The sequence below is a fragment of the Bradyrhizobium quebecense genome, from assembly GCF_013373795.3.
Classification (GTDB): Bacteria; Pseudomonadota; Alphaproteobacteria; order Rhizobiales; family Xanthobacteraceae; genus Bradyrhizobium; species Bradyrhizobium quebecense.
This window is the reverse complement of the sequence record NZ_CP088022.1, coordinates 8,171,462-8,183,467: the sequence shown is the minus strand read 5'-3', so window position 1 is coordinate 8,183,467 and position 12,006 is coordinate 8,171,462. Positions and strand designations below refer to the sequence as shown.

Here is a 12,006-nt window from a genome sequence, read left to right as displayed (position 1 = left end):
TCGTACTGTCCATTGGGTCTACAGGGCGATGGTTAAGCGAACGTTCCGTCAACCTTGACGAGACCTTGCTAGAGCCGATCAAATGCCAGGCAATGGCGAAAAGCGCCCCCGATGGTTAATGGGTGGCAAATGTGGCGCGATGGTGAAGGGAAGGCAAGGTTCGCGGGAACCGGCCGCTTTTGCAGGACAATTTGGCCCGCGCGCAACAGTCGATCGATGTCAGATTGATCAGAACGCCGGCTTGCTCAGGGATTCGGCACGATCGAGGCGCGCTCGAACGGCCGAACAAGACCGTCGGGCTGCAACTGGCCTTCCCGATCGAACAGCATCCGCCGCTCGAAGGCGCTCGAGCGCAGGAACGGATAGCGGGCGAGCACACGTTCCCGCACGGTCGGCAGATGCGACGCCATTAACCCGACCGGCTTCACAAGCCCAGGGTAGAGCCGCGGCTCCGACCAGGTCTCGTGCAGGAACACACGCCGGTAGAACGCCATGTGCTCGGGCCGGACCGGCGCCAGGCCGTAATCGGCGTTGAAATGCACGCCCGCGGTCGAGCCGAGCCGCACCGTGACATAGGGCAGTTCCGGATTGTTCCGCGCCTTGTCGGGGTCCGCGACGAAGCGCGTCGAATCGATGAAGACCAAACCCTGATCGAGCTTCGGCAGCAGCACGTCGCCGAACACGTCGAGCGTTGGCGAAGAGCGCCACTCCGGCGTCACCACGGTGATGCGAATCGAGCTGCAGAGTTCGCCATGCAGATAGACGCCGAACACCCAGGCATTCGGAGCATCATCGAACTGATCGACGACGCGCTCGTCCGCCGAGGGCCGGATCGCGCCTTCGCGCAGATAGGCGCGGTAGCGAAGCCGGTAAATCTCGTCTTTCTGTTCGGGGGTCTGAGCGAGGCGGTAGTCGACTTGATCGAGAGGGTCCGCAAGCCTTCCTGTCGCGGGCTTGATGGCCTCGGCCGCGGACCTCATGTGGTAATCCCCTCAACAACCCAACAACTTCAACGCGTGCCAAAAGATTAACAGCTTCTTAATTTTCGTCAAAGCAATCGCGGCAATACAGTTAACTTGTGACCGCAAGGGTGCAATTCGAATCGAGCAGTCGAAAGGTTTCACAACTATCGATTGAGGAAATTGCGCTGGATCAAGCAATCGAGCGCGAGGGAACCACGTGCAGCTGGTCGTCGGTGCGCCGGCCGTGCGAGGCGTTGAGCAGCTGGCGGATGCGCACCGCGGGAACCGGCCGGCTGAACAGATATCCCTGTGCTTCGGTCACCGCGCCATCGGCGCTGATCAGTTCGAGCTGCTCATTGGTCTCGATGCCCTCGACCACCACCGACATGCCGAGATCCGCCGACAACCGCGCCACCCCGCGCAGCAGGGTCAACGGGCGATCGCTGTCGATGCCTTCCAGGAAGGAGCGGTCGATCTTGACCTTTTGCAGCGGGAAATTGTGCAGGTAGCTGAGCGACGAGTAGCCGGTGCCGAAATCATCCAGCGAGATCCGCACGCCGAGCGAACGCAGTTGCGACAACACGTCGTGGGTCAGCTCGGTGTTGTGCAGCAGCGAGGATTCGGTGATCTCGATCTCGAGGCGTTGCGCCGGCAGGCCGGAGACCTCGAGCGCGTAGCGGACCTCGCTCAGCACGTCGCGCTGATGGAACTGCTGCGGCGAGAAGTTGACCGCGACGCTCACTGCCTCCGGCCACTTCATGCATTCCATGCAGGCCTTGCGCAGGATCCAGCGGCCGAGATCGACGATCAGGCCCATGTCCTCGGCGACCGGAATGATGTCGACCGGCGAGACCGTGCCGCGCACCGGATGGTTCCAGCGCAGCAGCGCCTCGCAGGTGCTCACCTTGCCGGACTTCAGGTTGATCAGCGGCTGGTAGAACAGCTCGAATTCCTCGTTGGCGAGCGCCTTGCGCAGATCGAGCTCGAGGATCCGGCGGGCCTCGACGGTTTGCGCCATCTCGTCGCGGAAGAAGCAGAAAGTGCCGCGGCCGTCGGCCTTGGCGCGGTAGAGCGCCATGTCGGCGTTCTTCAGCAGCGTGTCGGCGCCGACGCCCGGCGCGGTCATGGCGATGCCGACGCTGGCGCCGATCTCGACCAGATGGTTGTCGATCTTGTAGCGCTCGCTGAGGCGGTCGACGATGCGCCGCGCCAATGCCGCGGCGTCCTCATGCGAGTGGATGTTCTGCTGGAACACGACGAACTCGTCGCCGCCGAACCGGGCCACGAAATCCTCCGGACGCAGCATCTCGCGCAGCCGTTCGGCGACCGCGCAGAGCAGCTGGTCGCCGCAGGGATGGCCGAGCGTATCGTTGACCTGCTTGAACTGGTCGAGGTCGACGAACAGCAATGCGGAGCGATGGTCGCCGTGCTGCACGGCGAGCAGCCGGCCGATCTCGTCGCGGAAATTGACGCGATTGGGCAGCGCGGTCAGCTCGTCGTAGCGCGCAAGGTGGCTGATCCTGGCCTCGGCGTCCTTGCGCTCGGTGATGTCCTCGACCAGCAAGACCGTGCCGCCGCCTGCCATCGGCTGGAACGTCCAGTCCAGCGAACGGTTCTGGGCCGGATCGGGGTCGCTGGTGACGATGTCGCCGCGCTGTGAGCTCTCGATCTCGTAGAGAATCTGTTGTGCGGCTGCGGCCGAGATCGCGCCGGACAGCACGCAGGCATTGCAGATGTCGGTCGCGCTGGCGCCGCGCTGCACGAAATCGTCCGACAGCTGCATCATCTCGATGAAGCGGTGGTTCATCACCGCAAGGCGGCCATCGGCGCTGAACATGCACAGGCCGTGCGGCATGTTGTTCAGCGCGGTATCGAACTGGCCCGCCAGCGCCGCCTCGCGCTCCTTGGCGATCCATGCGTTGACGTAGATGCGCTGCAGGCTGGAGGTGAGGTGCCGGATAGCGCTGAAGAACACCAGGCTCAGCAGCGCAAGGGCGATGTGATAGGGACCGCCGACATACATCAGCGCCGCGATCAGGGGACCGATCGACATCAGCAGATGCTGGTGGAAGATCTGCGGCCGGCCGAAGGTCCGCCCTACCCCCGCTGAGGTGTAGGCGACCACCGTGGTCACGCAGAGCATATGGGCGGCGGCATCGCTGGTCGTGAGCAGCACGGCTGCGCCCCACAGACCAAGCGTGATACCGTAGGCGAGGCTGCCGATCCGGTAGCGCTTCTCCCACGTCACGGATTCTTCGACGGTGAGACGGGAACTGCGCTGCTGATAGCGGTACATCTGCAGCGCGCGCGCCAGACCCACCACGATGAACAGCGGCACGCACAGCCAGGACAGCAGATTGCCGGTGACGAACGCAATCACGGCGCCCGCGATGGCGGGGCCGAAGGCGCCGAAGATCATGGGCGCGGGGTTCATGAACAGGGAATCGACCAGCGCCGCGGAGATCGTCGGCGACATCGACTGGTCCGGTTCTCCCGTCTGGCTTGCAAACTGCATTGAGAGCGCGCGTCCTTTTCAGCTCGCACTCTTACTGATCGCAGGTGAAGTCTTTCTGAGGGAACATCGTTAGCGATTCGTTGCCGCAACCCATTGGCAGCCGAAATTCGTCATAAAATTCAGTGCGCTAGGTAAGAAGTGCCGGCCGCCCCGGGGTTCCCCGGAGCAGCTCTGCGCGAACCTCACGACAACAGCGGCGACCAGGCGGGGTCGGAGGCAAAACCGGGGGTCGGCACCCTCAGTTCGTTGCGCCCGGAGACGTCGATCGTGAACAGCGACGGACCGCTGTTGCCGCCGGGATCGCGGAAGAACATCACGACGCGCCCGTTCGGCGCAAAGGTCGGGCCTTCATTGTGGAAGCCCGAGGTCAGGATGCGCTCGCCGGAGCCGTCCGGTTTCATGATGCCGATCGCGAACTGCCCGCCGCCCTGCTTGGTGAACGCGATGTAGTCGCCGCGCGGCGACCACACCGGCGTCGAATAGGTGCCGTCGCCGAACGAGATGCGCTGTGCTGCGCCGCCGGTTGCCGGCATCACGTAGATCTGCGGCTTGCCGCCGCGATCGGACTCGAAGCAGAGCCGCGTGCCGTCGGGCGCATAGGATGGCGAGGTGTCGATGGCCGGCGTGTCGGTCAGCCGCGTCATCGACTTGGAGCGCAGATCCATCACGAACAGGTTGGAGTTGCCGCCCTGCTGCAGGCTCATGATGACGCGCTGGCCGTCGGGCGAGAAGCGCGGCGAGAACGACATGCCCGGGAAGTTGCCGACGATCTCGCGCTGGCCGGTCTCGATGTTGAGCAGATAGACGCGCGGGTCGCCCTGCCCGAACTCCATGTAGGTGATTTCCTGGGTCGACGGCGAGAAGCGCGGCGTCAGCACGAGATCGGAGCCGCGGGTCAGATAGCGCACATTGGCGCCGTCCTGGTCCATCAGCGCGAGGCGCTTGACGCGGCGATCGGCAGCGCCACTCTCGTCGACGAACACGACGCGGGTATCGAAATAGCCCTTCTCGCCGGTCATGCGCTCGTAGATCTGGTCGGAGATGATGTGTGCGATGCGGCGCCAGTATTCGGCCGAGGTGTCGTACTGCTGGCCGGCGAGCTGCTGGCCGGTGTTGACGTCCCAGAGGCGGAATTCCGCCTTCACGCGCCCGTTGCCCTGGCGTGTCATGCGGCCGGTCACCAGCGCCTGCGCGTTGATGCTCTTCCAGTTGTTGAAGTTCGGCGCCGCGTCGATGTTGATCTGCTTCTCGAGATAGGCGGCCTGATCGATCGGCGCGAACAAGCCGCTGCGCTTCAGGTTGTTGGTGATCACCTGCGTGACGCCGACGCCGACTTCGGCGTCGCCAGGCGTGCCGGCGGCGAAGTTCGGGATCGCGATCGGCACCGGCGCGAACTCGCCCTCAGTGATGGTGATCCGCTTCTGAGCGGATGCGGGGCCGGTGAGACCACTCAGCATCACGCCGGCGGACGCCATGCCGGACAGGATCTGCCGGCGGCTCGGACGAAACAGCGCTTCAGGCAATCGGGTCTTGTCAATCATCGCTCGAACTCATGCTCGTAAACAGTGGCGCGCATTCTCAGCTCTGCCTCTCGGTAAAGGCCGGCTCAAAGAACTGCCACTCCTCAAAGAAACCTGGAGGCAACCGATAGGGCTGGCACTCGATGATCGCGCGCAAGCCGCTCTCCTGGTACACCCGAAGGTAAGGCGTCTTCGCCGTTCCCACCACGACCGGCATGCCTTCCAGCGTACCATCGCGCTTCAAATGGATTGAGAACACGGCCTCCGCCATTTGCGCTTCTATTCCACCGTAAGGCTTCTTCCAGCAGCGTTCGACCTGCTGCCGGAACATCGCGCCCCAGGTCGCGGAGTTGTCGGCGGCCTTGCCCTTTGCCGTGCCGAGCGCGGCGTTGGCGTTCAGCGCATCGCCGGTCGCCGCAGCCCGCGTCGGGTCACGCTTGTCGAGCAGCGCTGCGATCTTGCTCTGGTCGAACACGCGATCCTTCGGCTTCTGCTCCGGCGGCGGCTTGGCTGCCTGTTGAACCGGCTTCGGCGGCGGCTTCTTCTCTTCCTTCTTGATTGCTTCCGCGATCGGATCGGGCTTCACCGGATCGGGTTTCTTCTCGACCGGCTTCGGCTCTTCCTTCGGCTTGTTCTCGACCTTCTTCGGCGGATCCGGTTTCTTGTCTTCCGGCTTCTCCACCTTCGGCGCCGGCTGCGGCGCGGTGTCGGTCACGACAGGCGGCTTCTTCTCTTCGACCTTGCCGACGGTGTCGTCGACCGGCTTGGCCTCGGCGACCTTGTCGACCAGCGGCTTGGGATTTTCCTTCTTGCCGTCCTTCTGGCCGGTCATGACATGGGAGAGCTGGTCGGCGGAGATCACGTCGACCGCGACCGACTCTTCTTCGGGCATCACGTACGCCCTGGTCGAAAACGACACGAGGCCCCACCCGATCACGAGGACGTGCAGGACAATCGATGCCGCCAGAGTCTTGTCGACCTTGACCTTCAAATCAGGCTTCCCCGTGCCTTGGCATGATGGTTATCCGCCTTCCGGGATGATGACGATATTCGCCTTGAATCCCGCGGCCCGGACCTCCCCGAGCAATTTCATCATATCCGTGTAACAGACGTCCTTGTCGCCACGAAGATAGACCACTTTTTCGGCGTCCGACCGGGCATCCCCGATCGCCTTGATCTTGGCCGGAAAATCGGCGGCCGTGACCGGCGCGTCGCCGAGATAGAGCTCGACATTCGAGTTGCAGCCTCCACCGGTGCGCTTGACCGACAGCGTCAGCGGCGGCTGGTTCGACGAGATCGACTTGCCGCCGCTCGCGACCGGCAGGTCGATGTCGATGTTCGACGTCATCAGCGGCGCGGCGACCATGAAGATGATCAGCAGCACCAGCATCACGTCGACCATCGGCGTGACGTTGATCTCGGCCATCACTGGCTTGCGCCCGCGCCGGCGTCTGCCACCACCGCCGGACCCTGCCATGCTCATCGCCATGATCGTGCGCTCGCAAGGGTGACCATCGTGACCATCATAAGTCTCAGCCCCGCTCGTCGATCTGACGCGACAGGATGGCGGAGAACTCGTCGGCGAACCCCTCCAGGCGCGCGGCCTGCCGGTTCACCTCCGAAGTGAACTTATTGTAGAAAATAGTCGCCGGAATTGCGGCAATCAGGCCGATTGCGGTCGCAAACAGCGCTTCCGCGATACCGGGCGCCACCACCGCCAAAGAGGTGTTTTTCGAGGCCGCGATCGACTGGAAGCTCGACATGATGCCCCAGACGGTGCCGAACAGGCCGACAAAGGGGCCCGCCGAGCCGACGGTGGCGAGCACCAGCAGCCGCCGTTCCAGCCGCTCCACTTCCCGGGCGATCGAGACGTTCATGACCTTCTCGATCCGGGCCTGCAGGCCGGCAAAGGACCGCGATTGGCTCTCGAAGGAGCGCTTCCACTCCCGCATCGCCGCCACGAAACAGGCCGCCATCGACTGGGTCGGCTTGGCCGAGAGCGCCCGGTAGAGTTCCTCGATCGACTGACCGGACCAGAACGCCTGCTCGAACTTGTCCATCGCCCGCTTGGTGCGGGCGTAGAGCAGGATCTTGTCGATCGCGATCGCCCAAACCCACACCGAGCAGGACAAAAGTCCCAACATCACGCATTTGACGACCCAATGAGCCTGCCAAAACAGCGCGATCAGCGACACATCGCTCGATGCCAGTGGCAGAGTTGACTGAGCCACGTCGGCGGGATTCATCGGCAATATCCTCTCAACGCAAGTGTCCCCATCAGGCGGGCCGCCAATCGGCACCGATTCCACGGCCGCATCAGGCGCGGCGAAACTGCGCGAAAGCCTCTTGCATCTGTCGCATGGGGGGCCCATCCAAAGCCGGGCCCTGCTTCCCCTGCCAACATGTCAAAACGAGGGCTTCTCACGCGGCATTCCGATCCTAACCAAACGCTAATCATGGTTAAGGCGAGGTTACCAAAGGGAAATTTGGAGGCGGGAAATGCCGCCGGCGGAGGGGATTGGCGGGTTCCGCAGATGAATGGATTCGGCGGTTGGCGGGGTGATGCCGGGCGCCTCCTCCCCGCGTCGTCCCGGCGAAAGCCAGGATTCATAACCACCGCATTTGATTGTGAACGGGATCGTGGCTCCAGCGCCGGGCAACGGCTGATACTTGATGGGTCTTGGCTTTCGCCAGGACGACGTGGATGTCCATTGAACCGCAGAACAAGTGGTGGAATGGATTCCGGGCTCTCGCTTCGCGAGCCCTCAGGTGCGCAATTGCGCACCGGGGAATGACGAGCTGCGGTTAGCGAAGCGTAACCCGCCGCCCTTCTGCGAATGATGACGGAGCGTTGGTGGGTTACGCCTTCGGCTAACCCACGGCTACGGCTCTTTCGTCAGGTCAAATGCCTGACGATCGCAAGCCCGGCGAACAGACCCGCGATCGACAACGCCACCGAGCCCGCGACATACAGCGCGGCAAGGCCGAGTTCGCCGCGCTCATAGAGCAGTGCGGTGTCGAGCGAGAAGGCGGAGAAGGTGGTGTAGCCGCCGAGGATGCCGGTCATCAGGAACAGCCGCCAGGGCTGCGAGGCCTCGCCCTTGAAGGCGAGATAGCCGGCGATCAAGCCCATCACGGTCGAGCCTGTGATGTTGATGATGAAGGTGCCGTAGGGAAACGCGGTGCCGATGCAGCGCGCACAGGTGACGTTGATCAGATGCCGCAGCGTTGCGCCGAGGCCGCCGCCGAAGAAGACGAGGAGATAGCTTGCAGCGTTACCCACCAATGCCCCCGCCGGTGTGTCGAGAAGCTCACAATACACGCCGCTCAAAAGCTCACCCTCCCCTGGAGGGGGAGGGTCGGTTCGCATGAAGCGCAGCGGAATGCGAAACGGGGTGGGGTGATCTCTCAACACGGACGATGTCGCGCGTGGATAGACCGTCACCCCACCCCGCCGCTCATTTCATTCGCGTCGACCCTCCCCCTCCAGGGGAGGGCGAGAGGGTCGAGCCGAATTGCGACCCGCGCTTAGCCGGCCTTGCCGAACAGTTCGTCGACGTAATCCCAGTTGACGAGGCTGTCGACGAACGCCTTCAGATAGTCCGGGCGGCGGTTGCGGTAGTCGATGTAGTAGGAGTGCTCCCAGACGTCGACGCCGAGGATCGGCACCGCACCATGGACCAGCGGGTTCTCGCCGTTCGGGGTCTTGGCGATCTCGAGCTTGCCGCCCTTGACCTGCAGCCAGGCCCAGCCGGAGCCGAACTGGCCGACGCCGGCGGCGGCGAAGTCGGTCTTGAACTTCTCGAAGCCGCCGAGGTCCTCGTTAATCTTCTTCTCGAGCCGGCCGGGCAGCTTGCTGCCGCCGCCATTCGGCTTCATCCACTTCCAGAAGTGGATGTGGTTGTAGTGCTGACCAGCATTGTTGAAGACGGCCGCGTTCTTGCCGAACGAGCCCTTCACGATCTCCTCGAGGGACTCGCCTTCGAATTCGGTCCCCTTGATCGCGTTGTTGCCGTTCGTGACGTAGGCCTGGTGATGCTTGTCGTGGTGAAACTCCAGCGTTTCCTTGGACATGTAGGGCGCAAGGGCGTCGTGGGCGTAGGGCAGATCGGGTAGCGTGAAGGTCATGGGGTAATGTCCAACAGAGGGTGGGAGACTACACTTAACGGGTCCCCCTTATAGAAGGTTCCACGGCGGAGAAACACCGCATTTTCGGATCGTGTATGACAGATCGGCGCAGCCGAGGACCAAGTGCAAGGCCAAGACCTGGGACCTGAGACGATGAGCATCGAAATCGACATTCTCAACGGAGATGCGTCGTGGCGGCACGCCGAGCCGCTGCTCCGGGCGGTCTGGAGCCCGGATATCATGGAGAAGAAGCAGTGGGCGGACACCAAATGGGCTCACGCGGATTTGCGCGTGCTGCTCGACGCGCCCGACGACAGCGGGCTGGCCTGCCATGTCGGTATCTATTTCCGGACGATCACCTGGAATGGCCACAAGGTGCATGTCGCCGGCATCGGCGGGGTTGCGACCCGCGAGGACTGCCGGGGGCGCGGCTATGCGTCACTCGCGTTAGATGCCGCCGTGCACACCATTCGTGCCAATGACGCGGTGAAATTTGCAATCTTATTCTGCGAGCCGCACAATTTCGCATTCTATCAGGCGCGCGGCTGGCATCCCTTCGCCGGCGAGGTGATTTGCGAACAGCCCTCCGGGCAGATCCCCTTCGAGGCCATGGCGCCTTTCGTCAACGACATCGTCCGCGCGCCACGCCAGGGCAAGATCGACCTATGCGGCCTGCCGTGGTGACCCCTGCGCGAGCGCGGGTGGCCTGAGTCAGCCCCGCGCCGTAACATGTTGATCATCATTTATTGATTCCGAGTCCGAACAATTGAAGTCGAAGAGCGCCGCATCGGCAGTAGGCCCCCTCTCCCGCTTGCGGGGGAGGTGAAGGCAATCAGCGCATGACCATCGATGCCTCGATCGACGACATCAACCCCGCCGCGGCCACGCCTGCGGTACCGGTCGATCATTTGTTGACGGCGCCGATCCTGCCGACGCTGCTGCGGCTGGCGATCCCCAACACGATCGCGATGTTCGGCTCGACGCTGGTCGCGGTCGCCGAGACCTCCTATATCGGCCGGCTCGGCACCGAGCCGCTGGCCGGCATCGCGCTGGTGTTTCCGTTCGCGATGCTGACGCAGATGATGTCGGCCGGCGCGATGGGCGGCGGCGTCTCGTCGGCGATCAGCCGCGCGCTCGGCGCCGGCGACCGCGACCGCGCCGCCGACCTGGCGCTGCATGCGGCGATCATCGGTGGGTGCGCCGGATTGTTCTTCACCGTGATGATGCTGGGCTTCGGTCAAAACTTCTATGCGCTGCTCGGCGGCCGCGGCGGCGTGCTCGAACAATCAATGCATTACTCTCAGGTGCTGTTCTCGGGCGCAGTCTCGATCTGGCTGGTCAACACGCTCGCCTCCGTCGTGCGCGGCACCGGCGACATGCGCGTCCCCTCGATGACGCTGATCACCGTCTCGACGATCCAGATCGCGGTCGGCGGCGTGTTCGGTCTCGGGCTGTTCGGCATGCCGAGCCTCGGCATGCGTGGCGTTGCCGCGGGCCAGCTCACGGCTTTCACGTGTGGTGCGATCTTCCTCGCCTGGTATCTCGCCAGCGGCCGCAGCCGGCTGAAGCTCGACTTCGCCGCCTTCAGCTTTCAGCGCGCGATGTTCCTCGACATCCTGAAAGTGGGCGCGATCTCCTGCCTGTCGCCGCTGCAGAGCGTGCTGACCATCCTGATCTTCACCAAGATCCTCGCAGGCTTCGGCACCGAGACGCTGGCCGGATACGGCATGGGCTCGCGGCTGGAATTCCTGCTGATCCCGATCGCATTCGCGGTCGGCGTCGCCTCGGTGCCGATGGTCGGCATGGCTGTTGGCGCGGGCCTGGTGACGCGGGCCCGCAACGTGGCGTGGATCGCCGGCACGGTTGCCGGACTTGTCGTCGGATTGGTCGGACTCGTGGTCGCACTCAAGCCGACGCTATGGATTGCGCTGTTCACCACCGATCCCGGCGTGACCGCCGCAGCCTCGTCCTATTTCGCGCTGGCCGGCCCGGGCTTCGGCTTCTTCGGCGTCGGCGTCTGCCTGTATTTTTCCTCGCAAGGCGCAGCCAAGGTCGGCGGGCCGGTGCTGGCCGGGACCATCCGCCTGCTGCTGGTCGGCATCGGCGGCTGGTGGCTCGCCACCGCGAGCGCACCCGCGTGGACGCTGTTTGCGCTGGTGGGAGGTGCGATGGTGGCATTCGGCCTCGCGACCATCGTGTCGATCAAGCTGACCCGCTGGGGCTAGACCCGGAGGGCCGGGGCTCGCGCTGCGCATGCGGTCGCGACAAGGCACCGCCACCCTTCCGAGCCTTGCCGGAGCATGGCGGCCTCGGAAAAAAGCTGCAAAATTTCCGGATCATGCCCGCCTGATCGCGCGATTATTACATTGCAGAAATCTTTCGACTTGTTATGCAGGCCGACCTCTTGGGGAATACGTCATGGCCTGCAAATTCCGATTCGTGATCGCAATCATTGCGACGGCACTCGCCGTGCCTGCCGCGCATGCACAGGGCGCGCCCGAGCCTTTCGGCGTCTGGCAGACCCAGGCGGGCGATGCCCGCGTCAAGGTCAGCAAATGCGGCGGCGGCATCTGCGGCGTGGTGGTCAGCCTGCGCGACCCGATCGATCCGATGACCGGCAAGCCGCAGGTCGACAACAAGAATCCCAATCCGTCGCTGGCCAACAGGCCGATCATCGGACTGCCGCTGTTCTCCAGCATGCAGCCGGTTGCCGCGGGCAGATGGTCGGGCCAGATCTACAATGCCGACGATGGCGGCACCTATGCGAGCAGCATCTCGGTGACCAGCGAGAGCACGCTGCGCGTCGAAGGCTGCGTCGGCGCGCTATGCGGCGGCGAGACCTGGACACGCGTCGGGCGGTGAAGGCCAGGCGGGATTTTTC

11 protein-coding genes are annotated in these 12,006 nt (G+C 63.9%); 3 read left to right on the top strand and 8 right to left on the bottom strand.

The window, feature by feature from the left end:
- Positions 1-245 precede the first annotated feature (245 nt).
- The 8 genes from HU230_RS38830 to HU230_RS38795 all read right to left on the bottom strand — a co-directional run bounded on the left by HU230_RS38830 (position 246) and on the right by HU230_RS38795 (position 9,125).
- Positions 246-980 (bottom strand): N-acyl amino acid synthase FeeM domain-containing protein, encoded by a 735-nt coding sequence (locus tag HU230_RS38830; RefSeq protein ID WP_176533697.1) that lies wholly within the window; start codon positions 978-980, stop codon positions 246-248.
- Between the two features lie 172 nt (positions 981-1,152).
- Complete coding sequence (locus tag HU230_RS38825; RefSeq protein WP_176533698.1) at positions 1,153-3,477, bottom strand: putative bifunctional diguanylate cyclase/phosphodiesterase; 2,325 nt, start codon at positions 3,475-3,477, stop codon at positions 1,153-1,155.
- Positions 3,478-3,659: 182 nt separating this feature from the next.
- Positions 3,660-4,952 carry a Tol-Pal system beta propeller repeat protein TolB gene (tolB, locus tag HU230_RS38820; protein ID WP_420831871.1) on the bottom strand — a complete coding sequence of 431 codons (1,293 nt, stop codon included), beginning with the start codon at positions 4,950-4,952 and terminating at the stop codon, positions 3,660-3,662.
- Between the two features lie 103 nt (positions 4,953-5,055).
- On the bottom strand, positions 5,056-5,988 hold the full coding sequence (locus HU230_RS38815; protein ID WP_176533699.1) for a cell envelope integrity TolA family protein: 933 nt from the start codon (positions 5,986-5,988) through the stop codon (positions 5,056-5,058).
- 30 nt (positions 5,989-6,018) lie between these two features.
- Complete coding sequence (locus HU230_RS38810; RefSeq protein WP_028340645.1) at positions 6,019-6,486, bottom strand: biopolymer transporter ExbD; 468 nt, start codon at positions 6,484-6,486, stop codon at positions 6,019-6,021.
- Positions 6,487-6,529: 43 nt separating this feature from the next.
- Complete coding sequence (gene tolQ, locus HU230_RS38805) at positions 6,530-7,243, bottom strand: protein TolQ (RefSeq protein ID WP_016846954.1); 714 nt, start codon at positions 7,241-7,243, stop codon at positions 6,530-6,532.
- 650 nt (positions 7,244-7,893) lie between these two features.
- Positions 7,894-8,280, bottom strand: a complete 387-nt coding sequence (gene crcB, locus HU230_RS38800) for a fluoride efflux transporter CrcB (protein WP_176533700.1) — start codon at positions 8,278-8,280, stop codon at positions 7,894-7,896.
- 245 nt (positions 8,281-8,525) lie between these two features.
- Entirely contained in the window at positions 8,526-9,125 is a 600-nt protein-coding gene (locus tag HU230_RS38795) for a superoxide dismutase (protein ID WP_176533701.1), read from the bottom strand.
- 153 nt (positions 9,126-9,278) lie between these two features.
- Between HU230_RS38795 and HU230_RS38790 the strand changes: the two genes are divergently transcribed.
- From HU230_RS38790 to HU230_RS38780, 3 genes are all read left to right on the top strand, one after another.
- The gene (locus tag HU230_RS38790; protein ID WP_176533702.1) at positions 9,279-9,809 is read left to right on the top strand and encodes a GNAT family N-acetyltransferase; all 531 of its coding nucleotides are present in this window, start codon (positions 9,279-9,281) and stop codon (positions 9,807-9,809) included.
- A gap of 155 nt (positions 9,810-9,964) precedes the next feature.
- Complete coding sequence (locus HU230_RS38785; protein WP_176533703.1) at positions 9,965-11,350, top strand: MATE family efflux transporter; 1,386 nt, start codon at positions 9,965-9,967, stop codon at positions 11,348-11,350.
- Positions 11,351-11,543: 193 nt separating this feature from the next.
- Positions 11,544-11,987 (top strand): DUF2147 domain-containing protein, encoded by a 444-nt coding sequence (locus HU230_RS38780; RefSeq protein WP_176533704.1) that lies wholly within the window; start codon positions 11,544-11,546, stop codon positions 11,985-11,987.
- Positions 11,988-12,006 lie beyond the last annotated feature (19 nt).